Origin of the sequence: Streptomyces sp. NPDC048275 (assembly GCF_040652275.1) — a bacterium.
Lineage (GTDB): Bacteria > Actinomycetota > Actinomycetes > Streptomycetales > Streptomycetaceae > Streptomyces.
Genome location: NZ_JBEZLR010000046.1, coordinates 14295 through 40415 on the forward strand (window position 1 = coordinate 14295; position 26121 = coordinate 40415).

Sequence of the window (26121 nt, forward strand, 5' to 3'; positions counted from 1 at the left end):
TGTTAACTGTGCGTAGCTTGATCGTACTTGACCGTAATCACCTCTCCGGGTTTCACTGCTTGCTCACCTGTCGTCGACGCGAGAGCAAGCCTTTGATTAACGACCTCCTCGCACCACTCGACCTGGCTTTCTGGAACATCGAGTCCGCTCAGCACCCGATGCACCTCGGCGCGATCGGTGTCTTCGAGGCGCACTCGCCCACCGCGGGCGCGCACGCCGCCGACCTGCTCGCGGCCCGCGCGGCCGGGGTGCCCGGACTGCGCATGCGGATCCGCGACGTCTGGCAGCCCCTTGCCTCCCCGCTGGCCTTCGGGAGCGCGACCCGGGAGCCCGCGCCCGACTTCGAGCCGCTCGACCACGTCCGGCTGCACGCGCCGACCGCGGACTTCCACGGGGTCGCGGGACGCCTCATGGAGCGCCGGCTGCAGCGCGGTCGGCCCCCGTGGGAGGCGCATGTGCTGCCTGGTGAGGACGGCACGTCGTTCGCCGTGTTCTTCAAGTTCCACCACGCGCTCGCAGACGGGCTGCGGGCGCTGATGCTCGCCGCCGCCATGATGGACCCGATGGACATGCCGGAGCCCCGCCCGCGCCCCGTGGAGCCGCCACGCGGGCTCTTCCCGGACGTCCGCAAGCTGCCGGACCTCGTCCGCGGCACCCTCTCCGATGTGGGCCGTGCCCTGGACATCGGCGCCTCCGTCGCCCGTGCCACCCTGGGCGTCCGGTCCTCGCCCGCGCTGACCTCGCAGCCCACCGGCACCCGCCGCGTCGCGGGCGTGGCCCTCGACCTCGACGATGTGCACCGCGTCCGCAAGAGCGTCGGCGGCACCGTCAACGACGTCCTGATCGCCATCGTCGCGGGCGCCCTGCGCAGCTGGCTCGACGAGCGCGGCGACGGCAGCGAGGGAGTCGCGCCCCGCGCCCTGATCCCCGTCTCCAGGCGCCGCCCGCGCACCGCGCACCCCCAGGGCAACCGGCTCTCCGGCTACCTGATACTGCTCCCCGTCGACGACCCGGACCCGCTCGGCCGGCTGCGCGCCGTACGGACGGCGATGGACCGCAACAAGGACGCGGGGCCCAACCGGGGGGCGGGCGCCGTCGCCCTGCTCGCCGACCATGTGCCGCCGATCGGCCATCGCCTCGGCGGGCCCGCCGTCGGCCAGGCGGCCCGGCTCCTCTTCGACATCCTGGTCACCAGCGTGCCGCTGCCCAGTCTCGGCCTGAAGCTCGGCGGCTGCCCGCTCACCGAGGTCTATCCGCTCGCCCCGCTGGCCCGCGGCCAGGCGCTGGCGGTCGCCGTGTCGACGTATCGCGGACGTGTCCACTACGGGCTCGTCGCCGACGCACAGGCCGTGCCCGACCTCGACCGGCTGGCCCGCGCGGTGTCCGAGGAGGTGGAGACCCTGACCGCCGCCTGCGGCCCCTGAAAGCACCGCTGATCATCGCGGGTTTGGCGCCTTGCCCACTTGCTCCGTAAAATTCCGCCTTCGAAAGCGAACGCGGTTCGAGCGCGGCGCGAAACCCCGAGGAACGGCAACGGCGATGACGGTGACAGACGACGGCCCGGCGGCCATGGACGAGGTGTCCTATGGGCCAGGGATCGACCCGGAGCGGCTGGCCGTCTGCCTCAGCGTGCTCGACGAACTCGAGAAGGTCGACGTCGACCACCCCGACGCCATCGCCGTGCGCCGCGCCACCGCGGGCATCTACCGCACGGTCAAGCAGCGCCGCCGCCAGGAGCGCCGGGCCGCCAAGACCGCCCACGACAAGGCGGTCACCGAGGCCACCGCCACCGGCTCCGCCCAGCGCATCGACGACGAGACCGAGGGCATCCTGCCCTCGTCCGTGACCGACGCCGGCGAGATCGCCGGGATACTCCAGCGCCCGCGCTCCTGCTACACGTGCAAGACGCGGTACGTCGAGGTCGACTACTTCTACCACCAGCTCTGCCAGAACTGCGCCGCCGAGAACCGCGCCCGCCGCGACGCCCGCGCCGACCTCACCGGCAAGCGCGCGCTGCTCACCGGCGGCCGCGCCAAGATCGGCATGTACATCGCGCTCAGGCTGCTGCGCGACGGGGCCCACACCACGATCACCACGCGCTTCCCGAACGACGCGATCCGCCGTTTCAAGGCCATGCCCGACAGCGACGAGTGGATCGGCCGCCTGAAGATCGTCGGCATCGACCTGCGCGACCCCGCCCAGGTCGTCGCGCTCGCCGACTCGGTCGCCGCCGCGGGCCCGCTCGACATCCTGATCAACAATGCCGCGCAGACCGTACGACGCTCTCCCGAGGCGTACAGCGAGCTGCTCGGCGCCGAGTCAGGCCCGCTGCCCGCCGGTGAGCTGCCGCCCGCCGAGGTGATCGGCACCTTCGGCTCCGGCGCGGTGGCCGCGCTCCCGGTCGCCGGCGGCGGCGCGCTGACCGCCCAGGACGTCACGGACCTGGCCCTGGTGTCCGGATCGGCCTCACTGGAGCGGATCGCGGCCGGTACGGCGATCGACGCGGGCGGTCTCGTCCCCGACCTGCACGACACCAACAGCTGGATCCAGTCCGTCGAGGAGGTCACGCCGGTCGAGCTGCTCGAGGTGCAGCTCTGCAACTCGACGGCCCCCTTCATCCTGATCAGCCGCCTGCGCACGGCGATGGCGGCGGCGCAGGCCAAGCGCACCTACATCGTGAACGTCTCCGCGATGGAGGGCGTCTTCAACCGCGGCTACAAGGGCGCCGGTCACCCGCACACCAACATGGCCAAGGCCGCCCTGAACATGCTCACGCGCACCAGCGCCCAGGAGATGTTCGAGAAGGACGGCATCCTGATGACCGCCGTCGACACCGGCTGGATCACCGACGAGCGCCCGCACCCCGACAAGATGCGGCTCGCCGACGCCGGCTTCCACGCCCCGCTCGACCTCATCGACGGCGCGGCCCGCGTGTACGACCCGATCGTGCGCGGTGAGCAGGGCGAGGACCTGTACGGCGTCTTCCTGAAGGACTACGCGCCCGGGAAGTGGTAGCCGGTTCACTCAGGAGCGGGTGAACGTGGCCCAGGCCGTCCCGCACGCGTTCCGCGGTCGCTCGGTGTCCGTGGGGGTGGGGGAGCGGCTCCGCTGTCGCAGGGAGGCCGCGGCGACTGCGATCAGCGCCGTCCCTCTGCGGTGTCCCGCCTGTCGCCGCACACCCGTGCGCACCATTCAACGCGTCGCGGGCGCCTTTGTCCTCCGGAGCCGGACGACGGCCCTCAGTCGACAGCCCCCAGTCGTGAGTGCTGCGCCGCCACCAGTTCCAGTACCGTGCGCCAGTCCTCCATGACCCCGGCGTCGAGGCCGACGACCTTGCCCGCGTCGCACGCCTGGCGCAGGCGGAGCACGTCGTCGGCGTGGGGAGCGTCCACAGCGTTCACCCGTCCGCCGGCGTGCAGGCGTACGAGATGGCAGACCCGCTCGCCGAGCAGCGGCCGCACCGTGTCCGCCGCCAGGTCGGTGTGGTCGGCGGGGTCTGCGGGCCGCAGTAGCTGCCCGATGTCGTGGACCAGGGCCGCCACCTGGAGTTCCTTGTCCGCGGGACGACTCCGGCGCACCAGCGCGGCGGTCTGCAGGGCGTGGTCGTGCGGATCGACCGGGTCGCCACCGCGGCCGGGGGTGTCCCAGGCGCCCCGGCAGGCGTGCAGCAGATCCATCAGCTCCTGGACGCTGCGCAGCTCCATGCGTCGGTCCTCCCGCGAGAAAAGCCGTTGCCGGGCGCCAGCAGACCATGGCCGGCTTGCGAACCGGCCAACGGGACTTGAACTGCGCCCCGTGTTCAGCGGTGGTCGTGACGGCCGGCTTCCCGCCCCCGCCCGTCAACAGCGTCGTCATCACATCGAGTTCGACCGGCAGATCGGTCTAGGCGATCTCAGCGGTCGGATGCTACGCCGAACAGGTGGTATGAAGCTGGGTAAACATCAGCAAATAGGCGCAGATCAGGGTCTGATGGACGGTGGTCGACTCGAGACGGTTACCTTATGTTTTCAGCCCCATCGAGCGGGTGACCGCTCATTTGGTTACTCTGTACCGGACGGGCAGCCTGCAGGGGTTCCACCCACACCCACGGTCCGTCGAGGGACAAGCCGGTCACCACGGTCTCGTCTCACAAGAGTTACCGGCGCCACCGCGTCCCTAACTGCCCTTCGACTCAGCCCCGAGCGGACAACAGGCGACCTGCAACAGACTGGCCCTGCAAGTCCCGAGGGTGACCCGACACAAAAGGAGTGCGCGGTGACACCGGAGAAGACAAATCGCGATCAGCGGCCCAAGGACGGTACGGAGCGCGCGGGCGGCCCCGAGAAGAAGCTCGGCAGCCTCGACGTGTGGGCCAGGTCCGCCCCGATCCGCCTCGCGGGCTACGAGGACGACCTCGCCGAGCCCCACATCCTGCCCAGCGTCGACTGACCGGCCGAGGCTGGACCCATCGCGAACGATGACAGCATGGGCGTGCCAGACTCACGTCCATGCTGATCAGAGAAGCCGCGGCCGACGACTGGCCGCGGATCTGGCCTTTCTGGCACCGAATCGTCGCCGCGGGCGAGACCTACACGTGGGACCCGGACACCTCCGAGGAGGCGGCCCACGCCCTGTGGATGGCGCCGGGCAAGCGCGTGTACGTCGCCCAGGACGCCACCGGGACGGTCGTCGGCTCCGCCTACGTCACCCCCAACTACGGTGGCCCCGCCGCCCGGATCGCCAACGCCGGATTCATGGTCGACCCGGACCACGCCGGGCTCGGCGCGGGCCGCGCCCTCGCCGAGCACGTCCTCGCCGCGGCGAAGGCCGACGGCTACCGGGGCATGGTCTTCAACGCAGTCGTCGAGACCAACCCCGCCGTCAAGCTGTGGACTTCGCTCGGCTTCACGATCCTGGGCACCGTGCCGGACGCGTACGAGCACGCCCGGCACGGGCGGGTGGGGCTGCACATCATGTATCGCGCCCTGTAGTTCAATCCAGCGGTGCCGTACGCCGCCACGGACGCGCCTGCTCCAACTGGCCCGCCAGCTCGAGGAGTTCCAGTTCGCAGCCGGGTCGGCCGACGAGCTGCACGGCGCAGGGGGCGCCGCTCGGCAGCGTTCCGAACGGCACCGACATCGCGGGCCACCCGGTGAGGTTCCAGGGCGGAGTCAGCGGCGAGTAGTTCGTGTTGGCCAGCACATTGCGCAGCCAGCCCCGCTCGTGCCAGGCCGCGGCGGCCGGACCACGCCGGGCGAGCGCCGGGGTCAGCAGCACGTCGTGCTCCGTGAAGAACGGCTCCAGACGCCTCCGCAACTGCTCGCGGCGATCCCCCTTGCGGACGCCGGCCACGAAGCGCCTGCCCACGGTGGCGTGCACGCGGGTACGCCGGGCGAGCCGGCGCAGGTCGAGGTCCTCGGCGTCCACCGCGGTGCCCGCCGTCCAGTGCGCGAGCGAGGTCGTGCCCAGCCACAGGGGGTACGGCGGGTCGGCGGGCCGCACCCGGTGGCCCGCCCCGGCCAGCAGCTCGGCCGCCTCCCGGGCCGCGGTCGCGTACGGGCGGCTCACCTTCACACCGACCAGCGGGCTGCGCACGGACACGGCCACCTTGCGGACAAGATTCCCCGACGGACGTATCGCCTCGGTGTCCGCCAGCACCGCGAACATCAGTCGCGCGTCCTCGACCGTGGTCGCCAGCGGCCCGTTCTCCGACATGCCGAACCAGTCGCCGTGACCGATACCGGCCGGAATGGTGCCGGGGCCCGGCTTCAGGCCGATGAGGCCGCAGTTGGCGGCCGGGATGCGCAGCGAGCCCATCCCGTCGTTGCCGAGCGCGATGGGTACCATCCCGGCGGCGACCGCGGCCGCGCTGCCGCCCGAGGAGCCGCCCGCGGTGCGCAAGGTGTCCCAAGGGTTGCGGGCGATGCCGTGCACGCCGTCCGTGGTGCCGAAGACGCAGAGCTCGGGCACGTTCGTCAGGCCCACGACCACGGCACCCGCCGCGCGCAGCCGCGCCACGGTGACGTGGTCGTGGTCGGCGGGGGTGTCCGGGGTCGCGGAGGAGCCGTTGCGGTTCGACTCGCCACGCACCGAGAGGTTGTCCTTGACCGCCACGGGCACGCCCGCGAGGGGGAGTTCGGCCAGATCCGAGCGGTCGGCCAGCTGGTCGGCCTCCGCGAGGGCCGCCTGGGCCCGGAGGGTGCGGAAGGCGCCGACGCGCGCGTCGAGCAGTTCGATCCGCGCGAGGTGTTCGGCCACCACCTCGCGGGGTGTGGCCCGCTTCTCGCGTACGGCGGCGGCGATCTCGGCGGCGGTCCGGCCGGCCCAGCTGGTCACGTGCGCTCCTCGGGGGCAGGGGATTACTGGTGAGTACGAAGAGCACTGTGCCCGGGTACGGGGTGCCGCGTCGAGAGCTGCCGCCACAGGGATGAGTGTCACCCTCACCGTCAAGCCCCGCAGGGCCCCGTACTCTCCCGCTCGATCAGCCGCGGCACCGGCACCTGCACCGTCCGCGCCGGACCGCCGTCCAGCAGCGCGGTCAGTTCCTGTGCGGCCGTGCGCCCGAACTCCACGGTGTCGCGGGAGAGCGCGGACAGCCACGGCCTGACCATGCGGCACAGCGCTGAGTCCTCCCAGGCCACGACCGAGACGTCGCCCGGCACGGAGAAGCCCAGCTCCCTCGCCGCGGCGACCCCGGCGACGGCCATCACGTCGTTGTCGTAGACCAGCGCGGTCGGCGGGGTGGCGCTCTCCAGGACGCGGCGGGTGACGGCGGCGCCCGCGGCGTCCGAGTAGTCCGTCGGCACCGAACGCACCTCGGCCAGTCCCCGCCGCTCCGCCTCGGCACGCAGGGTGCGGATACGGCGCTCGGTGTGCGCGAGCCCCGGCATGCCGGCGATGTGCGCGATCCGGCGGTGGCCGAGCGCGTACAACTCGTCCACGACCGACGCCATCGCGCCCGCGTCGTCCGCCCAGACCGTGGACATCCCGGCGTGCCGTGCGTCCGGCACGCCGCCGATGACCACGGCGGGCAGGCCCAGCTCCTCGAGCAGGCCGGGACGCGGGTCGTCGGTCCGCGGGTCGACGACCAGGACGCCGTCCACGCGGTGCTCGGCCCACCAGCGCCGGTAGACCGCGCACTCGTCGGCCACGTCCTCCACCACCTGGAAGAGCAGACCGAGGTGACGTTCGGCCAGCACCTCCTGGACACCGGAGATCAGCTGCAGGAAGAACGAGTCCACGCCCAGCGTGTCGGCGGGGCGTGCCACGACGAGACCGACCGTGGCCGCGCCCTCGCCGGACAGGGCGCGGGCCGCCGTACTGGGCCGCCAGCCCAGCTGATCGGCGACACGGCGCACCCGGTCACGGGTGATCTCGGAGACGCCGGGCCGGTCGTTGAGCGCGAAGGAGACCGCGCTCTCGGAGACCCCGGCGCGCTGCGCGATGTCCTTCATCGTCGGTCGGCGCGCGGGTGACCGCTTGGCTGGCGGCACGTTGGCTCCCTAGTTTTTCGAGCTGTGCACTAATGCGCTTGAGCAGAAGAACCCTAAAGCGCATTAGTGATGAGGTGCAAGTAGTCGCCAAGAACGCTCTGACCTGGACTAATGGTGAAGCATTTCCTTTAGTCCGTGCGAATCCATTGACTTTCCTCAAACCCGGCGGGCAAGGTCTGCCACTACCACTCGTCGACGCCGCAAGGGAGTCGTGTCACCGTGCCCATGTCCCGCAGAGCACTCGTCGCTGTCGCTGTCGCCGTCGTCCTGCCGCTGAGCGCCTGCGGCTCCGGGGACGACGGGGGCGGCTCGACGGACGCCTCCGGCAAGGTCGAGGGCGACATCACCTTCCAGACCTGGAACCTGAGGGCCAACTTCAAGTCGTACTTCGAGGGCGTGATCGCCGATTTCGAGAAGAAGTACCCCGGCACCCACGTGAAGTGGATCGATCAGCCCGCCGAGGGCTACGCCGACAAGATCAGCGCGGACGCGGCCGGCGGCACCCTGCCCGACGTCGTCAACGTCTCGCCGGACCTGGTCGCCCCGCTCGCCAAGGCGGGCCTCGCGCTCGACCTCGACAAATCCGCCGCGCAGTACAAGAAGGAGTACCTCGACGGCGCCTGGGCCAGCCACCAGATACCGGGAATGACCGGGACGTACGCCTTCCCCTGGTACCTCAACACCGGCCCGCTCTTCTACAACAAGTCGCTCTTCGAGGAGGCCGGACTCGACGCCTCCAAGCCGCCGACGACGTACGACGAACTCTTCGCCGACGCCCTGGAACTGGCGGGGAAGAGCGACGGCAAGGTCGCCACGCTCGCCAACGTGCCCACCATCGAGGACTTCGGGCGCTACGGCGTCGAGCTGATGAACAAGGAGGGCACCGCTTTCGCCTTCAACGATGCGAAGGGTGTCGAACTCCTCACCAAATACAAGGAGTTGTACGACGCGAAGGCGCTGGACTCGCAGGCGCTGACCGCGACCCCCGAATCGTCCGGCAAGAAGTTCCTCACCGGGGCCGTCGCCATGAACCCGGGCAGCGCCCTGGACCTCGGCAACTTCAAGAAGCAGGCGCCGAACCTCTACAAGAACATCGGCATCACGGACCAGATCACCAGCACCGGCAAGGTGAACATGTACGTGATGGGCGTGATGGTCAACTCGCGCACCCGGCACACGCCCGCCGCGGTCGCCTTCGCGCACTACGTCACCGACGCGCAGAACCAGATGTCGTTCGCCAAGAAGGTCGCGATCTTCCCCAGCACCGCCGGCTCGCTCGACGACCCGTACTTCACCGAGGAGGATGGCACCGACGAGACGCGGGTGCGGATCGCCGCCGCCAAGTCCCTGAAGAACGCGGTCAATTACACACCGGTCCTGTTCAGCGAGCAGATGAAGACCGCGTTGCGCAACGAGGTCGCCAAGGCGCTCCAGGGCAAGGAGAGCCCCGAGGAAGCCCTTGACAACGCTGTCAAGGCCTGCGGCCGACTGCTCCAGCAGCAGGGCTGAACCGGCACATGGCGAGTTCGACCGTGACGCGCGTACGGCGTCATCTGCCCACCAGCCCCTGGCTGTTCGCCGCCCCCGGGCTGGCGATCACCGGCGTCTTCATCCTGTACCCGTTCGTCTCGACGCTGGTCAACGCCTTCACCGACCGCCGGACCCTGATCCCCGGCCGCTTCGTCGGCCTGGCCAACTTCCGGGAGCTGCTGCACGACGAGATGTTCTGGATCGGCCTGCGCAACAGCACGCTGTACGTCGTCGGGGTCGTCCCCGCATTGGTCCTGCTGCCGCTGCTGCTCGCCCTGCTCGTCCAGAAGAACATCCCCGGCATCACCTTCTTCCGGTCGGCCTTCTACACCCCGGTGGTCGCCTCCATCGTCGTGGTCGGTCTGATCTGGGTGTGGCTCCTGGACGAACGCGGCCTGGTGAACTCGCTGTTGGAGACGATCGGCGTCGGCAAGGTCGGCTTCCTCAGCGATCAGTGGCTGCTCCTGCTGAGCGCCATGGCCGTCACGGTGTGGAAGGGCCTCGGCTACTACATGATCATTTATCTGGCCGCGCTCGCCAACGTGCCGCGCGAGCTGCACGAGGCCGCCTCGGTGGACGGCGCGGGCGCGGTGCGCCGCTTCCTCAACGTCACCGTGCCCGCCGTCCGCTCCACCATGGTGCTGGTCGGCGCACTCTCCTCGGTCGCCGCCTTCAAGGTGTTCTCCGAGGTCTATCTGATGGCCGGCCCGGACGGCGGCCCGGCGGGCGAGGACACCACCCTCGTCATGCTCGTCCAGCGCACCGGCACCGGACTGACCGGCCGGGTCGGCTACGCCTCCGCCATCTCGGTCGTCGTCTTCGTCGTCACCGTCGTCCTGATGCTGCTGGTGCTGCGCGCCGACCGGAAGGAGGAGGCGTGACTCTCACCGAGAAGGTACGTCCCGTCGAACAGCCGGTGGTCACGCGCGGGCCCCGTCGTCGCCTCAGCGACGAGCACGGCCGTCGCATCCGCGTCTGGGAACTCGCCCTGCGCTACCTGCTGTTGCTCGCCGTCCTCGCCCTCACCGTCGGCCCGTTCCTGTGGCAGCTGTCCACGTCGCTCAAGGGCCCGACCGAGGACATCTTCAGCTCGCCGCCCACGTTCCTGCCGAGCGACCCGACCCTGCACAACTACAAGCGGGTCGCCGACACCATCCCCGTCTGGGACTACGCCCTCAACTCGCTCAAGGTCGCGAGCGCCAACGTCGTGACGAACTGCGTCGGTTCGGCCCTCGCGGGGTACGCCCTGGCCCGGCTGCGCTACCGCGGCCGACGCGTCGCCACCCTCGTCTTCATCCTCGCGATGCTGGTCCCCGTCGAGGGCATCATCATCGCCCAGTTCACGACCATGCGTGAGCTCGGCCTGAACAACACGCTCATCGGGGTCGTCCTGCCCGGCTGCATCGGCGCCATGAACGTCCTGCTGATGCGCAACGCCTTCCTCAACCTCCCGTACGAGATCGAGGAGGCGGCCTTCGTGGACGGGGCGAACGCCTGGCAGCGGTTCCTACGGATCGCGCTGCCGTCGGTGAAGGGCACCCTCGCCGTTGTCGCGATCTTCGCCTTCATGTTCGCCTGGGACGATTTCCTGTGGCCGCTCATCGTGCTCAGCGATCCCTCGAAGTTCACCCTCACCATCGGCCTCAACTATCTGCACGGCACCTTCGCGAACGACGAACGGCTCGTCGCAGCGGGCACGATCATCGCCGTGGCACCGCTGATCGCCCTCTTCGCCTGTCTCCAGCGGTACTTCTTCCGCGGCGTCGGTGAAGGCGCCGTCAAGGGCTGAACTCCCGTACCCCCGTTCCAAGGACTCCGCATGCCTGCTGCCGTGCGCTTCGGCGTCAACTACACCCCGAGCGCGGGGTGGTTCCACCACTGGCTCGACTTCGACCTCGACTCCGTACGCGCCGATCTCGACTCGATCGCCGCGCTCGGCCTCGACCACATCCGGGTCTTCCCGCTGTGGCCCTACTTCCAGCCCAACCGCACCCTGATCCGCCCACGCGCCGTCGAGCAACTCGTCACCCTCGCCGACGCGGCCGCCGAGCGCGGGCTCGACGTCAACGTCGACGGACTGCAAGGCCACTTGTCGAGTTTCGACTTCCTGCCCGCGTGGACGCGGACCTGGCACCGGCGCAACATCTTCACCGATCCTGATGTGGTCGACGGGGAGGCGGAGTATCTGCGCACCCTGGCCGCGGCGCTCGCCGACCGGCCGAACTTCATCGGGATGACGATCGGCAACGAGGTCAACCAGTTCGCGGCGGGACCGCATCCCGACCCCGACCGCATCACGCCCGAGCAGGCCTCCCGGTGGCTGATGCGGCTGCTCGCCGCCTGCGAGGAGGGCGCGCCGGGCAAGCTGCATCTCCATGCCTCGTACGACGCCGCCTGGTACCAGGACGACCAGCCGTTCACGCCCGAGCACTCGGCGCGCCTCGGCGAGGTCACCGCCGTGCACTCGTGGGTGTTCAACGGGACGGCGCAGCGCCACGGCCGTACGGGCGTCGCCACCGAGCACCATGCCGCGTATCTGATCGAGCTGTCCAAGGCATGGGCGGACGATCCGCACCGCCCGGTCTGGCTCCAGGAGGTCGGCGCGCCCGCCCCGCTGATCCCCGCCGAGCACGCAGCCGCCTTCACCGAGGCGACCGTCGCGAACGTGCTCGACTGCCCGGATGTGTGGGGCGTGACCTGGTGGTGCTCGCACGACGTCAGCCGCGACCTCGCCGACTTTCCCGAACTGGAATACAACCTAGGCCTGTTGACCAGCGACCGGCGGACCAAGCCGACGGGTCACGCCCTCGCCCGGATCGCCGAGGAGCGGCGTTTTCGGGCCCCTGCCCCCCGTACGACCGCCCTGGTCGTGGACACCGCGCAGAGGCGCTCCGCGTGCGCCCCCGGCGGCCCCGTCTTCGAGGCCTTCGCCCGGCTGACCGCCGACGGAGCCCGTCCCACCACCGTTCTCGCGAGCCGCGCCGACGACAAGGAACACCTCGCGGCCCGTGGCATCACCGAAGTCGTCACCCCCGAGCAGGTCACCGAGTAGCCCGTCCCCACGACGATACGGAGCACACAGTGAACCTCAGCAGACGCACCCTCCTGCTCGCGGGAGCCGCCGCGGCGCTCACCCCCGCGCTGCCCGGCCCCGCGACCGCCGCCGGCCGCGACCTCCAGCCGTACGCCTCCTATTGGTACCCGGACTCGCTTCCCTCGGGTACCCCGGGCACCGGCATCACCTGGCGCAGTCTCAAGGCCTGGAACGCCGCCGCCGACACCGACCTGGCGTTCAACGCGGCGTCCGTGCCGCTCGCCGCGCGCTTCACCCCGACCCCCGCGAACACGACGGCCCGCGCCGGCCAGGCTCGCATCCAGTCCCTCGTCTCCTTCGGGCCCACGTCGAGCAACCCCTCACAGGGCGCGGCCACCGCCGACTACTACGCCCTCACCCACTGGGCCTACCTCGACGAACTCGTCTTCTGGGGCGGCTCGTCGGGCGAGGGCCTGATCCTCGCGCCGAACGCCCCGATCGTGGACGCGGCCCACCGCCACGGCGTACCCGTCCTCGGCAACGTCTTCCTGCCCCCGGTCGCCTACGGCGGACAGCTCCAGTGGACCCGCGACCTGGTGCAGAAGGACGCGACCGGGCACTACCCGCTGGCCGCCCAACTGGTCGCGGTCGCGGCCGCGTACGGCTTCGACGGGTGGTTCGTCAACGCCGAGACCAGCGGCGGCAACACCGCGCTCGCCACCGACATGCTCGGCTTCCTGCGCGAGTTGAAGGCGCTCGGGGAGGCCGAGGGGCAGCGCGTCACCTGGTACGACTCGATGACCGTGAGCGGGTCGGTGAGCTGGCAGGGCGCGCTGAACACCCAGAACAGGCCGTTCTTCGAGGCCGCCGACACCATGTTCGTCGACTTCCGCTGGTCCCAGAGCGGTCTCGCCTCCTCGGCGACGACCGCTCAGCAACTCGGGCGCAGCCCCTACGAGTTGTGGGCAGGCGTCGATGTCGAGGCCAACGGCACGAGCAAGTCCGTCAATTGGGATGCCTTCGTGCCGACCACCAGATCACACGTCGTCTCCGTGGGCTTCTACCGACCCGAGTGGACCCGCAACCACCTGCCCGCGAACCGCACTCCCGGTGACTTCCACGCCGCCGACGACAAGTTCTGGACCGGCGCCTCCCTCGACCCCTCCAAGCCGGACACGAGCGCCGGTTGGCGGGCCCCGGCGCTCTGGGCCGCCGACCGTTCGACCGTCGGCTCCCTCCCGTTCGCGACCGTCTTCAACACCGGCCACGGACTGAAGTGGTACGAGGACGGCGAGGCCGGCTCGGACGCCGCGTGGAACCACCTCGGACTGCAGGACCGGCTGCCGTCCCGCCGCTGGGTCGTGCGGACGACCGGTCAACGCCCCGCCGTCTCCTTCGACTTCGCCGCCGCCTGGCGCGGCGGCAGCAGCCTGCTCGTCGACGGCGCCCTCGACGCGCCGACCACGCTGGACCTTTACGCGACCCGGCTGCCGCTCGGCGTGGACACGGTGGTCGAGCTGACCCACCGCACGGACGCGGGCAGTGCCTCCGTGGAGCTGGCCGTCGCCACCGCCGAGCCGAGCGGGGCAGGAGCGGCGCCCCCGTACACGTACTTCCCCGTGTCGCCCTCGGGGGACGGCTGGGGGACCTCCACCGTGCGGCTGAGCGGACTGTCGGGGACGGTGTACGCGCTGGGCGTCCGGCTGACCGCGAGCGGTGGGCCCGTGCGATGGCGACTGGGAGCGCTCGCGGTCCGGGACGCGGTGGCGAACCCCGCGAACCCCGACGCGCCGACCGACCTGCGCGTCACCGACGCGGACGGCGGCAGCCTGCGCTTCGCGTGGCAGGGTGCCCCTGGTGACGTACGCCACTACGAGCTGTACCGGACGCTCCCCGACGGCACGCGCCGCTTCCTCGGCGGCACCTGTCAGACGGCGTTCCATGTCGGGGGTCTCACCCCTGAACAGGGGGAGGCCGCCGCAGGATTCGAACTGCGTGCGGTGGGGGAGCTGTTCACCGTCTCGACCGCCGCCACCACGACCCACACCTGGTAGCCAGCACTCTCACCCCACGGAGCACCCGCATGCATGACGACCGCACACTGGTCGAAGCCCGCCTCAAGCGCGTCCTCGACGAACGCATCCGACCCGCCGTGTACCCCGAGTCCGTACCGCTGGAAGTGGCGGTGTGGCACGCGCCCGGCGAGCCGGTGCCCGTCGCCGAGGGGCTCGCGGCCGCACCGGAGCCGATCGAGGTGGGCGCGCGCTGGGGTGCTCCGTGGGGCACCAGCTGGTTCCGGGTCACCGGGACCGTCCCCGAGACGTGGGCCGGCCGGACGGTCGAGGCTCTGCTGGACCTCGGCTTCGACGAGAACATGCCCGGCTTCCAGTGCGAGGGGCTGGTCTACCGGCCCGACGGCAGTCCGGTGAAGGGACTCAACCCGCGCAATCAGTGGGTGCGCATCGGCGCGCCGGTCAAGGGCGGCGAGGAGGTCCGGCTGCACATCGAAGCCGCGTCCAACCCGGTGATCCTGGACTACCACCCCTTCCTGCCCACCCAGCTGGGCGACAAGGAGACCGCGGGCAGCGAGCCCCAGTACACCCTCGCGCGGATGGACCTCGCCGTCCTCGACGAGACCGTGTGGGAGCTGGTGCTCGACCTGGAGGTGCTCGGCGAGCTGATGGCCGAGCTGCCGGTGGAGTCCGCGCGGCGCTGGGACATCCTGCGCGCGGTGGAGCGGGCGCTCGACGCGGTCGACCTCCAGGATGTCAACGGGACGGCAGCAGCGGCGCGTTCACGGCTGACAGGAGTGCTCGCCGAACCCGCGGCGCCCTCCGCGCACCGGATCAGCGCCGTCGGGCACGCGCACATCGACTCCGCGTGGCTGTGGCCGCTGCGGGAGACGGTCCGCAAGGTGGCCCGGACGACCTCCAACATGACCGCGCTCATCGAGGACGAGCCCGAGTTCATCTTCGCCATGTCGCAGGCCCAGCAGTGGGCGTGGGTGAAGGAACACCGGCCCGAGGTGTGGGCCCGGGTGAAGAAGGCCGTCGCCGACGGGCGGTTCGTGCCCGCGGGCGGCATGTGGGTCGAGTCGGACACGAACATGCCGGGCTCGGAGGCGATGGCCCGTCAGTTCGTGCACGGCAAGCGGTTTTTCCTCGACGAGTTCGGCATCGAGAACGACGAGGCGTGGCTCCCCGACACCTTCGGTTTCGCCGCCGGACTCCCGCAGATCATCAAGGCGGCGGGATCCAAGTGGCTGCTCACGCAGAAGATCTCCTGGTCCCGGACCAACAAGTTCCCGCACCACACCTTCCAGTGGGAGGGCATCGACGGCACCCGCATCTTCACCCACTTCCCGCCCGTCGACACCTACAACTGCTCCATGCGGGGCGCCGAACTCGCCCACGCCGCCAAGAACTTCAAGGACAAGGGGGCCGCCCGGCACTCCCTCGCACCCACCGGGTGGGGCGACGGAGGCGGCGGTACCACCCGCGAGATGGTCGCCAAGGCGACCCGGCTTCGTGACCTCGAGGGCTCCCCGACCGTGGTGTGGGAGACCCCGACGGAGTTCTTCAAGAAGGCCGAGGCCGAATACGCCAACGCCCCCGTGTGGGTGGGCGAGTTGTATCTCGAACTGCACCGAGCCACCCTCACCAGCCAGGCCAGGACCAAACAGGGCAACCGCCGCAGTGAGCACCTTCTGCGCGAGGCCGAACTGTGGGCGGCGACCGCGGCCGTTCGGACCGGATTCCCCTATCCGTACGAGGAGTTGGACCGCATCTGGAAGACGGTGCTGCTCCACCAGTTCCACGACATCCTGCCCGGCTCGTCCATCGCCTGGGTGCACCGGGAGGCCCGCAGGACCTACGAGCGGATCGCCGAGGAGCTGAACGGCATCATCGACGGGGCGCAGCGCGCGCTGGCCGGCGAGGGGTCCACGGAACTTGTCTTCAACTCCGCGCCGCACCGGCGCGACGCGGTCCCGGCGGGCGGCGCCCTCCCGGCAGTGGTCGAGAGCGAGGTCGCGCTCGCACCGCGTGTGAACGGCGGCTACGTCCTCGACAACGGCCTGCTGCGGGTCGAGATCGACGCCCGGGGACTCGTCGTCTCCGCGTACGACATCGACGCCGACCGCGAGACGATCGCGCCGGGGTGCGTGGCTAACCTGCTCCAGCTCCACCCCGACTTCCCGAACATGTGGGACGCCTGGGACGTCGACGAGTTCTACCGCAACACGGTCACCGACCTGGTGGACGCCGACGAGGTGGGCCTCGGCGCGGACGGCGTGTCGGTCCGGATCGTACGATCCTTCGGCGCGTCGCGGGTCACCCAGGTGCTGTCGCTCGCGCCGGGGGAGCGGCGGCTCGGCATCGACACCGAGGTCGACTGGCACGAGACCGAGAAGTTCCTGAAGCTCGCCTTCCCGCTCGACGTGCACGCCGATCGGTACGCGTCCGAGACCCAGTTCGGGCACTTCTACCGTCCGACGCACACCAACACGTCCTGGGAGGCCGCCAAGTTCGAGGCGTGCAACCACCGGTTCGTGCACATCGACGAGCCGGGCTGGGGTGTAGCGATCGTCAACGACTCGACGTACGGCCATGACGTGACCCGTACCGTTCGCGACAGCGACTCCGGTACGACCACCACCGTGCGTGTCTCGCTGCTGCGCGCCCCGCGCTTCCCGGACCCCGAGACCGACCAGGGCGTCCACCACTTCCGGCACGCGCTGGTGCCCGGTGCCGGGATCGGGGACGCGGTGCGTGAGGGGTGGCGGATCAATCTGCCGGAGCGGCGGATGAGCGGCGCACGGGAGGTCGCGCCGCTGGTGGGTGTCGCGCAGGACGCGGTCGTGGTGACCGCGGTCAAGCTCGCCGACGACGGCAGCGGGGATGTGGTCGTGCGCTTCCACGAGTCCCGGGGCGGGCGTACGAGGGCCACGCTGACGGCGGGCTTCGAGATCGGGGGAGTGACGGTGACGGACCTGTTGGAGCGGCCCCTCGCGGAAGCCGCGACGCCGCGGCGCGACGGCGACCGCGTCACCCTGTCACTGCGCCCCTTCGAGCTGGTGACGCTGAGGTTGACGCGGGCCTGACCACCGACGGGCGGCGGACCCGGCTACTGGGTGAGCTGGGTCCGCAGCCACTGTTCCACCTCCCCCACGTGCGCGGCGGCGGCCGCCCTGGCCGCCTCCGGGTCGTGGGCCACCAGCGCGCGGTGGATCGCCGCGTGCTCGCGGCGCGTGCGCGCGAAGGCGCCCTCCTCCTGGTAGCCGCGCCAGACCCGGGCGCGAAAGGTGCGCGAGGACAGGCCCTCCAGGATGGCGGCCATGGTGTCGTTGCCGGCGGCGGCCGCGATCTCGCGGTGGAAGGCCAGGTCGTGGGCGAGGATCTCCTCCGGATCGTCGGTCGCGTTCATCGCCGTGAGGTGTTTCTCGACCTCGGCGAGTTGGTCGGGCGTGATCCGGGCGGCGGCCAGCGCGGTCGCCGTCGACTCCAGGATCCGGCGCACCTCCAGCAGCTCGACCAGCCGCGGGCCGCGCGAGAGATCGGCCACCACACCGAAGGTCTCCAGGAGGTCCCCGGCCTCCAGCTGGGTGACGTAGATGCCCGAGCCGTGCCGGGCCTCCAGTACGCCGAGGACCGTGAGCGCGCGGATCGCCTCGCGCATCGAGCTGCGGGACATGCCCAGCTGGGCGGCGAGATCGCGCTCGGTCGGCAGCCGCTGCCCGGGCTCCAGCCGGCCCTCGCCGATCATCGCCTTGATCCGCTCGATGGCGCGTTGCGTCACCGTGCCCTTCTGCGGGGCGGCATCCGTCCCCCCGGGCTCGGCTCCCTTGGGCAGGGTCTCGTCCACGCCACATCCTCCTGTTGCCGGTGCGCCGCAGTCTAACCACCGATGTGGTCGGACCACTATGGCCGGAAACCGTGAAAATTAGCCGCCGAAGGGTGTTGCGGACCCGAAGTGGTCTGATAAATATTCGTCCCGGCTGGAAGAGGGACCTCCGGCCGCGCGTCCTGTTCGATCTCGCTCAATGAGGAGCCGTCAGATGGCCGGCAGAACCATGCGAAACAGGCGAATCTCGTCGCGTGCCGTGCGGGTGGCGGCCGCTGCCGCCTGCGCGAGCCTCGTGCTCGCGGCGTGCGGCAGCACCAAGGACTCCGTCTCCTCCGATGAAGGCGGCGGCAGCGGCAAGGTCGGGGTGATCCTGCCTCTGTTGACCTCGCCGTTCTGGCAGTCCTACAACGACTACGTGCCGAAGATGGCGAAGTCCGAAGGGGTCGACGCGCTCAAGACCGTCAACTCCAACAGCGACCCGTCCCAGCAGATCACCGACATCAACAACCAGCTCAACCAGGGCGTGAAGGGGCTCGTCGTGGCCCCTCTGGACAGCGCCGCGATCGCCGCGGGGCTCGATCAGGCCGAACGCAAGGGCGTCCCCGTGGTCGCCGTCGACGTGGCGCCCGACAAGGGCAAGGTCGCCATGGTCGTGCGCGCCAACAACGTCGCGTACGGCGAGAAGGCCTGCGAGTACCTCGGCAAGCAGATCCCCTCCGGCAAGGTCGTGCAGATCATGGGCGACCTGGCCTCCGTCAACGGCAGGGACCGCTCCGAGGCCTTCCGCTCCTGCGTCCAGCAGAATTACCCGAAGCTGAAGGTCCTGGAGATCCCGGCCAAGTGGGAGTCCGACACCGCGGCCTCCAAGCTGGACACCCTGCTGAACGCCAACCCCGACATCAAGGGCATCTACATGCAGGCGGGCGGCGTCTACCTCGCGCCGACCCTGCAGACCCTCAAGTCCAAGGGCATGCTGAAGAAGGCCGGCGAGGCGGGCCACATCGCGATCGTCTCGAACGACGGCATCCCGCAGGAATTCGACGCCATCCGCAAGGGTGAGATCGACGCCACCGTCTCCCAGCCGGCCGACGCGTACGCCAAGTACGGCATGTACTACATCAAGGCCGCGATGCAGGGGAAGACGTTCAAGCCCGGCCCGACCGACCACGACTCCGAGATCGTCAAGCTGCCCAGCGGCATCCTGGAGGACCAGCTGCCCGCGCCGCTGGTGACCAAGGACAACGTCGACGACGCCGAGCTCTGGGGCAACACGGTCAAATGAGCACCCCACTGGTGGAGGCGCGGGGGATAGCCAAGCGGTACGGTCCCACCGTCGCCCTCCAAGACGGCCGACTCACCGTGCTGCCGGGTGAGTCCCACGCCCTCGTCGGGCGCAACGGCGCGGGCAAGTCCACCCTCGTCACCATCCTCACCGGCCTGCAGGCTCCCGACGAGGGCACGGTCCGCTTCGACGGCGAGCCCGCGCCCACGCTCGCCGACCGCGACGCGTGGCGCCGCAAGGTGGCCTGCGTCTACCAGAAGCCCACGGTCGTACCGGAGTTGACGGTCGCCGAGAACCTCTTCATCAACCGGCAGCCCGTCGGGCGCGGAGGGTTCATCAGCTGGCGCAGGCTGCGGGCCGAGGCGGCCGAGGTCCTCGAGACCTGGGACGTGCATGTCGACCCCGAGGCCCGCACCGCCGACCTCAAGGTCGAGGACCGCCAAATGGTGGAGATCGCCCGGGCGTTGAGCTTCGGCGCTCGGTTCATCGTCCTCGACGAACCGACCGCGCAGCTCGACAACCGGGAGATCGAGCGGCTCTTCACCCGGATGCGCGCGCTCCAGGAGTCCGGTGTCACCTTCCTGTTCATCTCGCACCACCTCCAGGAGGTGTACGAGGTGTGCCAGACGGTCACCGTGCTGCGCGACGCCCGCTGGATCACCACCGCGCCGGTCGCCGAACTCCCGCGCCCGGCGCTGGTGGAGGCCATGGCGGGCGAGTCGATCGCCGATCACGTGACCTCGCACCAGTCCGTGGCTGCCGACGCGCAGGTGATGCTCGACGCCCGGGGGCTCACCTCGGACGCGTACGAGGACATCGACCTGACCGTCCGCCGTGGCGAGGTCCTCGGCCTCGCCGGCTCCAGCGGCAGCGGCAAGATCGAGCTGGCCGAGGCCTTCGCCGGACTGCACACGCCGACCGCCGGAACCGCCCGGCTGGGCGACGAGGAGCTTGTGTTCGGTGATGTGCAGGCCGCGCTCAAGGCGGGCGTCGGCTGCGTTCCGCGCGACCGGCACCAGCAAGGTCTCGTCTCCGGCATGACCATCGGCGACAACACCACCATGAGCGTCCTGAACCGGCTCGGCCGCTACGGCTTCATCCCCGCCGCCCGTAAACGCGCGTTCGCCACCGAGCTGATCGAACGCCTCGACATCCACACCGAAGGCCCTGAGCAGCCCGTCTCGGACCTGTCCGGCGGCAACGCGCAGAAGGTCGTCATGGCCCGCGCGCTCGCCTCCAACCCCCGCCTCCTCGTCCTCATCAACCCCACGGCGGGTGTCGACGTGAAGTCCAAGGAGTCACTGCTGTCCCGTATGGACAGCGCCCGCGAGGACGGCACCGCCGTACTCGTCGTCTCCGACGAACTCGACGACCTGCGCCGCTGCGACCGCGTCCTCGTCCTCTTCCACGGCCGTGTCGTCGCCGAGCATCCGGCCGGCTGGCACGACCATGAGCTGATCGCCTCCATCGAAGGAGTGGACCATGGCTGACACGAAGGCCCCGTCGGCCTCGTCACCCACCTCCGTGCGAGCCCCCGACGCGCAGGCCGCCAAGACCGTCCTGCTCCGTCGGGCCCGCGAACTTGCCCTCGTACCAGCCTTGTTGGTGCTCCTGGTGCTCGGCGCGATCGTCAATGACTCATTCCTCACCGAACGGAACCTGATCTCCATCCTGGGCGCCTCGGCGGCGCTCGCGATGGTGGTCCTCGCCGAGTCGTTGGTGCTGATCACCGGCAAGATCGACCTGTCGCTGGAGTCGGTGGTCGGCATCGCGCCCGCCGTCGGTGCCCTGCTGGTACTGCCCGCAGCGCAGTCCGGCTGGGGCACCGAGTGGTCGGCCGCGCTCGCCCTCGTCGCGGTCCTCGTCGTGGGCGGGGTCATCGGCGCCTTCAACGGCGTCCTCGTGGTGAAGTTCAAGCTCAACGCCTTCATCGTCACCCTCGCGATGCTGATCGTGCTGCGCGGTCTGCTGGTCGGTGCCACCAAGGGCAAGACGCTGTTCGGCATGCCCGACGCGTTCTTCTCCCTGGCCACCTCCACCTTCCTGCGCGTCCCGCTGTCGGTGTGGCTGGCCGCGGTCTCCTTCGCCGCCGCCGGGCTGATCCTCAAGTACCACCGGGTCGGCCGCGCCCTGTACGCGATCGGCGGCAACGCGGAGGCGGCCCGCGCGGCCGGTATCCGCGTCGACCGGATGCTGCTCGGGGTGTCCGTCGTGGCGGGCGTCCTCGCCGCGGTCGGTGGGATCATGCAGACCGGTTACGTCGGCGCGATCAGCGCCAACCAGGGCAACAACATGATCTTCACGGTGATGGCGGCGGCGGTCATCGGCGGTATCAGCCTCGACGGCGGCAAGGGCACCATGTTCGGCGCCCTGACCGGCGTACTCCTCCTCGGCGTGGTGCAGAACCTGCTCACGCTCGCCCAGGTGCCGTCCTTCTGGATCCAGGCCATCTACGGCGGAATCATCCTGGTCGCCCTGATGATCGCCCGCGTGACCACCGGCCGCGCCCAGGACTGACCCCCTCCCTCGATTTCGTACGGATCCCAGGATCTACGAATCCCGGCCCCCTCCGTACGCCCCTGTCCCGGACCGAAAGGCCTCCCGTGTCCCCAACTGCCGCTCGCATCACCGCGGTCGACACCTACGACATCCGTTTCCCCACCTCGCGTGAGCTCGACGGCTCCGACGCGATGAACCCGGACCCCGACTACTCGGCAGCGTATGTCGTGCTGCGCAGCGACGCGGCCGACTGCCCCGAGGGGCACGGCTTCACCTTCACCATCGGGCGGGGCAACGATGTCCAGGTCGCCGCGATCGAGGCGCTGCGCGGCCATGTGGTGGGACGGTCGGTCGAGGAGCTGTGCGCCGACCCGGGCTCCCTCGCCCGGGACCTGATCGGGGACAGCCAGCTGCGCTGGCTCGGGCCCGAGAAGGGCGTGATGCACATGGCGATCGGCGCCGTCGTCAACGCCGTCTGGGACCTGGCCGCCAAACGGGCCGAGAAGCCCCTGTGGCAGCTGCTCGCCGACGCCGAACCGGAATGGCTGGTCCGCCAGGTCGACTTCCGCTACCTCACGGACGCCCTCACCCCCGAGGAGGCGCTGGAGCTGCTGCGACGCGGCCGGGAAGGCGCCGCCGAGCGTGCCGCGACCCTCCGGGAGAAAGGTTTCCCCGCCTACACGACCTCACCCGGCTGGCTCGGCTACAGCGACGAGAAGCTCACCCGCCTCGCCGCCGAGGCCGTCGCCGACGGGTTCCGGCAGATCAAGTTGAAGGTGGGCGCCGATCTGGCGGACGACGTACGCCGCTGCCGCGTCGCCCGCTCGGTCGTCGGCCCCGACATCCGCATCGCGATCGACGCCAACCAGCGCTGGAACGTGGGCGAGGCGATCACCTGGACCAAGGCCCTCGCCGAGTTCGAGCCCTACTGGATCGAGGAGCCCACCAGCCCCGACGACGTCCTCGGCCATGCCGCCGTCCGCAAGGCCGTCGCCCCCGTCAAGGTCGCCACCGGCGAGCACGTCCAGAACCGGGTCGTCTTCAAGCAGCTTCTCCAGGCCGACGCCATCGACGTCCTGCAGATCGACGCGGCCCGTGTCGCCGGAGTCAACGAGAACCTCGCCATCCTGCTCCTCGCGGCCAAGTTCGGGGTGCCCGTCTGCCCGCACGCCGGCGGCGTCGGCCTGTGCGAACTCGTCCAGCACCTGTCGATGTTCGACTTCGTGGCGCTCTCCGGCACCACCGACGACCGGGTCATCGAATACGTCGACCATCTGCACGGCCACTTCCTCGATCCGGTGGTGATCAGGCAGGGTCATTACATGGCACCCACCGAGCCGGGATTCTCCGCGACCATGCGACCGGAGTCCATCGCGGAGTTCACCTACCCCGGCGGCACCTTCTGGGCCGCCGACCTCGCCCCACAGAAGTCCGACAACCAGACGAGCGAAAAGCAGAAAGGGGAAGCCGCGTGAGTGCCGACTTCGAAGGTCTCAAGGCGCTGGTGACCGGTGGCGCCTCCGGCATCGGCCGCGCCACCGCCGAGCTGCTCGCCGCCCGCGGAGCCCAGGTCGCCATCCTCGACCTGGACCCCTCGACGGTCGAGAAGCCCTTGCTCGGCTACCGTGCCGACGTCACCGACGACGCCTCCGTCCGCCAGGCCGTGGCCGCGGCCGTCGCGGACCTCGGCGGACTCGACGTACTGATCAACAACGCGGGGATCGGAGCCCAGGGCACCGTCGAGGACAATGCCGACGACGAGTGGCACCGGGTCCTGGACGTCAACGTCGTCGGCATGGTCCGTACGGCCCGCGCCGCCCTGCCGCACCTGCGCGAATCCGCGCACGCGGCGATCGTGAACACCTGCTCCATCGCCGCTACCGCCGGGCTGCCGCAGCGAGCCCTGTACTCCGCCACCAAGGGTGCCGTCCTCTCCCTCACCCTCGCCATGGCCGCCGACCACCTCCGCGAGAGCATCCGCGTCAATTGCGTGAACCCCGGCACCGCCGACACGCCCTGGGTCGGCCGCCTCCTCGACACCGCGCCCGACCCGGCCGCCGAACGCGCCGCGCTGGAGGCCCGTCAGCCCTCCGGCCGCCTCGTTTCGGCGGACGAAGTCGCGGGTGCCATCGCCTACTTGGCGAGCCCCTTGTCCGGCGCCACCACCGGTACTGCCCTCGCCGTGGACGGCGGCATGCAGGGGCTGCGGCTGCGCCCGGTGGGCCAGTGAGCACCCTGGGGAGAAGCGGCATCGCGGTCAGTCCCCTGTCCTTCGGCGCCGCGGGCATCGGCAACCTGTTCACCGCGATCAGCGACGAGCAGGCGTACGAAGCCGTGGACGCCGCCTGGTCCGGCGGCATCCGCTACTTCGACACCGCGCCGCACTACGGCATCGGCCTCTCCGAACGCCGTCTCGGCGCGGCCCTGCGCGACCGGTCCCGCGCCGAGTACACCGTGTCCACCAAGGTGGGCCGCCGCCTGGAGCCCACGGACAAGGGCGGCGACGACCTCGCGGACGGTTTCGACGTACCCGCCACGCACCATCGCGTCTGGGACTTCAGCGCCGACGGCGTACGCCGGGGCCTGGCGGACAGTCTCGAGCGGCTCGGTCTCGACCACGTGGACGTCGTCTACCTCCACGACCCGGACGACCACGCCGAGCAGGCCTTCCGAGAGGGCTATCCGGCACTGGAGAAACTCCGCTCGGAAGGCGTGGTGGGCGCCATCGGAGCAGGCATGAACCAGGCCGAGATGCTCACCCGCTTCGTACGCGAGACAGATGTGGACGTGGTGCTCTGCGCGGGCCGCTACACGCTGCTCGACCACGGCGCGCTGGCCGAGCTGCTGCCGGCCGCCGAGGAGCGCGGCACTTCGGTCGTCATCGGCGGCGCTTTCAACTCCGGTCTGCTGGCCGACCCGCGGCCCGGAGCGACGTACAACTACGCGGCGGCGCCGGTGGAGTTGCTGGACCGGGCCCTGCGGCTCAAGGCGATCGCCGAACGGCACGGCACCACCCTGCGCGCCGCCGCGCTGGCCTTCCCCGCCGCCCACCCGGCCGTGGCCAGCGTCCTCGTCGGCGCCCGCTCGCCGTACGAAGTCCGCGACTGCGTGGAGCAGTTCGAAGCGCCGGTCCCCGCCGAGTTCTGGCGGGAGCTGCGGGAGGCGAAACTGCTGCCCGAGGACGCCCCCGTACCCGTAGAGGATCCGTCATGAGAGTAGCCCTGCACACGAAGGTCCGCGCGGACCGGATCGCCGAGTACGAGACCGCCCACCGGGAGGTCCCCGAAGAACTCACCTCGGCCATCCGCGCCGCCGGAGCCACCTCCTGGACGATCTGGCGCAGCGGCAGCGACCTCTTCCACGTCCTGGAGTGCGAGGACTACGGCCGCATGCTCGCCGAACTGGAGAAACTGCCGGTCAACATCGCCTGGCAGGCACGCATGGCCGAACTCCTCGACGTCGTGCACGACTACTCCGACGAGGGCGCGGCTGCCGGGTTGCCCGTCGTATGGGAGTTGCCGTGAGGGTGGACGCGCACCACCACGTGTGGGACCTCTCCGTTCGTGACCAGGACTGGATCACCGGGCCCGAACTCCGGCCGCTGAGGCGTAACTTCGGCGTGGTGGACCTCGAACCGGAGGCGCGGGCCGCCGGGATCGACCGCACCGTCCTCGTGCAGACGATCGCCGTGCCCGAGGAGACCCCGGAGTTCCTCGCCCTCGCGGAGCGGAGCGAGCTGATCGCGGGGGTGGTGGGCTGGACCGACCTCACGCGGCCGGACATCGCCGACGAGCTCGCCCGGCTGCGGGAGCTGCCGGGCGGCCGGTACCTCAAGGGCATCCGGCACCAGGTCCAGGGCGAGCCCGACCCCCAGTGGCTATTGCGTCCGGACGTACGGCGCGGGCTCGCGGCCGTCGCGGCGGCAGGCCTCGTCTACGACCTGCTTGTGCTGCCGCACCAGCTGCCCGCGTGCGCTCGGGCAGCAGCGGATCACCCTGAACTCACCTTCGTCCTGGACCACTTGGGGAAGCCCCCGATCGCCACGGGGGTACTGGAGCCGTGGGCGGCGGGCGTGCGGGCACTGGCCGCGCTTCCCCACACGGTGTGCAAACTGTCCGGCATGGTCACCGAGGCGGATCTCGCGACGTGGACGGTCGACGAGCTGCGCCCGTACGCGGACACCGTCCTGGAGGCCTTCGGACCCGGCCGCCTGATGTTCGGCTCCGACTGGCCGGTGTGCACTTTGGCGGCCTCGTACACCCAAGTGGTCGACACGGCACAGGAGTTGCTCGGTGGACTGGGTGCGGGAGAGAGTGCCGAGGTCTTCGGCGGCACCGCGACCCGCGTCTACCTCTGATCTTGTGAAGGCCATCTCGGAACTGCTCTGAACCTGTTGTCGACTTGATCCATCAAGCTCACGACGGCGCAGGCCGGCACCCTTCTTCGAGGGCGCCGGCCTG

Annotated in this window: 22 protein-coding genes; 18 read left to right on the forward strand and 4 right to left on the reverse strand. The window is 70.4% G+C overall.

What is annotated here, in order from left to right; all coding sequences use genetic code 11:
- Positions 1-92 precede the first annotated feature (92 nt).
- Both AB0D57_RS25510 and AB0D57_RS25515 read left to right on the forward strand, forming a co-directional pair.
- Complete coding sequence (locus tag AB0D57_RS25510; RefSeq protein ID WP_362077282.1) at positions 93-1424, forward strand: wax ester/triacylglycerol synthase family O-acyltransferase; 1332 nt, start codon at positions 93-95, stop codon at positions 1422-1424.
- Positions 1425-1539: 115 nt separating this feature from the next.
- Positions 1540-3015, forward strand: coding sequence for an SDR family NAD(P)-dependent oxidoreductase (locus AB0D57_RS25515; protein ID WP_362077285.1), 1476 nt, complete (start codon positions 1540-1542; stop codon positions 3013-3015).
- A 224-nt stretch (positions 3016-3239) separates the two neighbouring features.
- Here the strand turns inward: AB0D57_RS25515 and AB0D57_RS25520 are convergent, their stop codons facing one another.
- On the reverse strand, positions 3240-3704 hold the full coding sequence (locus AB0D57_RS25520) for an HD domain-containing protein (protein WP_362077288.1): 465 nt from the start codon (positions 3702-3704) through the stop codon (positions 3240-3242).
- Positions 3705-4254: 550 nt separating this feature from the next.
- Here AB0D57_RS25520 and AB0D57_RS25525 point away from each other — a divergent pair.
- Together AB0D57_RS25525 and AB0D57_RS25530 are read left to right on the forward strand one after the other, a co-directional pair.
- Positions 4255-4428: a hypothetical protein gene (locus tag AB0D57_RS25525; RefSeq protein ID WP_362077291.1), complete on the forward strand. Its 174-nt coding sequence runs from the start codon at positions 4255-4257 to the stop codon at positions 4426-4428.
- Between the two features lie 59 nt (positions 4429-4487).
- Positions 4488-4970, forward strand: coding sequence for a GNAT family N-acetyltransferase (locus AB0D57_RS25530; RefSeq protein WP_362077294.1), 483 nt, complete (start codon positions 4488-4490; stop codon positions 4968-4970).
- A 1-nt stretch (position 4971) separates the two neighbouring features.
- Here AB0D57_RS25530 and AB0D57_RS25535 read toward each other — a convergent pair whose 3' ends face one another.
- Together AB0D57_RS25535 and AB0D57_RS25540 are read right to left on the reverse strand one after the other, a co-directional pair.
- Complete coding sequence (locus AB0D57_RS25535; protein ID WP_362077297.1) at positions 4972-6315, reverse strand: amidase family protein; 1344 nt, start codon at positions 6313-6315, stop codon at positions 4972-4974.
- A gap of 110 nt (positions 6316-6425) precedes the next feature.
- Complete coding sequence (locus tag AB0D57_RS25540) at positions 6426-7433, reverse strand: LacI family DNA-binding transcriptional regulator (protein ID WP_362077414.1); 1008 nt, start codon at positions 7431-7433, stop codon at positions 6426-6428.
- A gap of 258 nt (positions 7434-7691) precedes the next feature.
- On the opposite strand from AB0D57_RS25540, the gene AB0D57_RS25545 reads away from it, so the two are divergent.
- Genes AB0D57_RS25545 through AB0D57_RS25570 form a run of 6 tightly spaced genes read left to right on the forward strand, consistent with a single transcriptional unit; the run spans position 7692 to position 17137 of the window.
- Positions 7692-8981 carry a sugar ABC transporter substrate-binding protein gene (locus AB0D57_RS25545; protein ID WP_362077300.1) on the forward strand — a complete coding sequence of 430 codons (1290 nt, stop codon included), beginning with the start codon at positions 7692-7694 and terminating at the stop codon, positions 8979-8981.
- Between the two features lie 8 nt (positions 8982-8989).
- Positions 8990-9883 (forward strand): sugar ABC transporter permease, encoded by an 894-nt coding sequence (locus tag AB0D57_RS25550; protein WP_362077304.1) that lies wholly within the window; start codon positions 8990-8992, stop codon positions 9881-9883.
- Between the two features lie 35 nt (positions 9884-9918).
- Entirely contained in the window at positions 9919-10791 is an 873-nt protein-coding gene (locus AB0D57_RS25555; protein ID WP_362077417.1) for a carbohydrate ABC transporter permease, read from the forward strand.
- 30 nt (positions 10792-10821) lie between these two features.
- On the forward strand, positions 10822-12054 hold the full coding sequence (locus tag AB0D57_RS25560; RefSeq protein WP_362077307.1) for a glycosyl hydrolase: 1233 nt from the start codon (positions 10822-10824) through the stop codon (positions 12052-12054).
- A gap of 29 nt (positions 12055-12083) precedes the next feature.
- Complete coding sequence (locus AB0D57_RS25565; protein WP_362077310.1) at positions 12084-14090, forward strand: endo-beta-N-acetylglucosaminidase; 2007 nt, start codon at positions 12084-12086, stop codon at positions 14088-14090.
- Positions 14091-14119: 29 nt separating this feature from the next.
- Positions 14120-17137 (forward strand): glycoside hydrolase family 38 C-terminal domain-containing protein, encoded by a 3018-nt coding sequence (locus tag AB0D57_RS25570; RefSeq protein WP_362077314.1) that lies wholly within the window; start codon positions 14120-14122, stop codon positions 17135-17137.
- A gap of 23 nt (positions 17138-17160) precedes the next feature.
- Here the strand turns inward: AB0D57_RS25570 and AB0D57_RS25575 are convergent, their stop codons facing one another.
- On the reverse strand, positions 17161-17898 hold the full coding sequence (locus tag AB0D57_RS25575; protein WP_362077317.1) for a FadR/GntR family transcriptional regulator: 738 nt from the start codon (positions 17896-17898) through the stop codon (positions 17161-17163).
- 193 nt (positions 17899-18091) lie between these two features.
- Between AB0D57_RS25575 and AB0D57_RS25580 the strand changes: the two genes are divergently transcribed.
- The 8 genes from AB0D57_RS25580 to AB0D57_RS25615 all read left to right on the forward strand — a co-directional run bounded on the left by AB0D57_RS25580 (position 18092) and on the right by AB0D57_RS25615 (position 26018).
- The gene (locus AB0D57_RS25580) at positions 18092-19162 is read left to right on the forward strand and encodes a sugar ABC transporter substrate-binding protein (protein ID WP_362077320.1); all 1071 of its coding nucleotides are present in this window, start codon (positions 18092-18094) and stop codon (positions 19160-19162) included.
- Positions 19159-20652, forward strand: a complete 1494-nt coding sequence (locus AB0D57_RS25585; protein WP_362077323.1) for a sugar ABC transporter ATP-binding protein — start codon at positions 19159-19161, stop codon at positions 20650-20652. The genes AB0D57_RS25580 and AB0D57_RS25585 overlap by 4 nt, the downstream gene beginning before the upstream one ends.
- A complete protein-coding gene (locus tag AB0D57_RS25590; RefSeq protein ID WP_362077326.1) occupies positions 20645-21679 on the forward strand; it encodes an ABC transporter permease in 1035 nt (344 codons plus the stop codon). The genes AB0D57_RS25585 and AB0D57_RS25590 overlap by 8 nt, the downstream gene beginning before the upstream one ends.
- 86 nt (positions 21680-21765) lie before the next feature.
- Positions 21766-23136: an L-fuconate dehydratase gene (locus AB0D57_RS25595; protein ID WP_362077329.1), complete on the forward strand. Its 1371-nt coding sequence runs from the start codon at positions 21766-21768 to the stop codon at positions 23134-23136.
- Positions 23133-23891: an SDR family oxidoreductase gene (locus AB0D57_RS25600; protein ID WP_362077332.1), complete on the forward strand. Its 759-nt coding sequence runs from the start codon at positions 23133-23135 to the stop codon at positions 23889-23891. Before AB0D57_RS25595 ends, AB0D57_RS25600 begins: the two co-directional genes overlap by 4 nt.
- A complete protein-coding gene (locus tag AB0D57_RS25605) occupies positions 23888-24874 on the forward strand; it encodes an aldo/keto reductase (RefSeq protein ID WP_362077334.1) in 987 nt (328 codons plus the stop codon). The genes AB0D57_RS25600 and AB0D57_RS25605 overlap by 4 nt, the downstream gene beginning before the upstream one ends.
- Positions 24871-25185 (forward strand): L-rhamnose mutarotase, encoded by a 315-nt coding sequence (locus AB0D57_RS25610; RefSeq protein WP_362077337.1) that lies wholly within the window; start codon positions 24871-24873, stop codon positions 25183-25185. Before AB0D57_RS25605 ends, AB0D57_RS25610 begins: the two co-directional genes overlap by 4 nt.
- Positions 25170-26018 carry an amidohydrolase family protein gene (locus AB0D57_RS25615; protein ID WP_362077339.1) on the forward strand — a complete coding sequence of 283 codons (849 nt, stop codon included), beginning with the start codon at positions 25170-25172 and terminating at the stop codon, positions 26016-26018. Before AB0D57_RS25610 ends, AB0D57_RS25615 begins: the two co-directional genes overlap by 16 nt.
- The last annotated feature ends 103 nt before the right edge of the window (positions 26019-26121 follow it).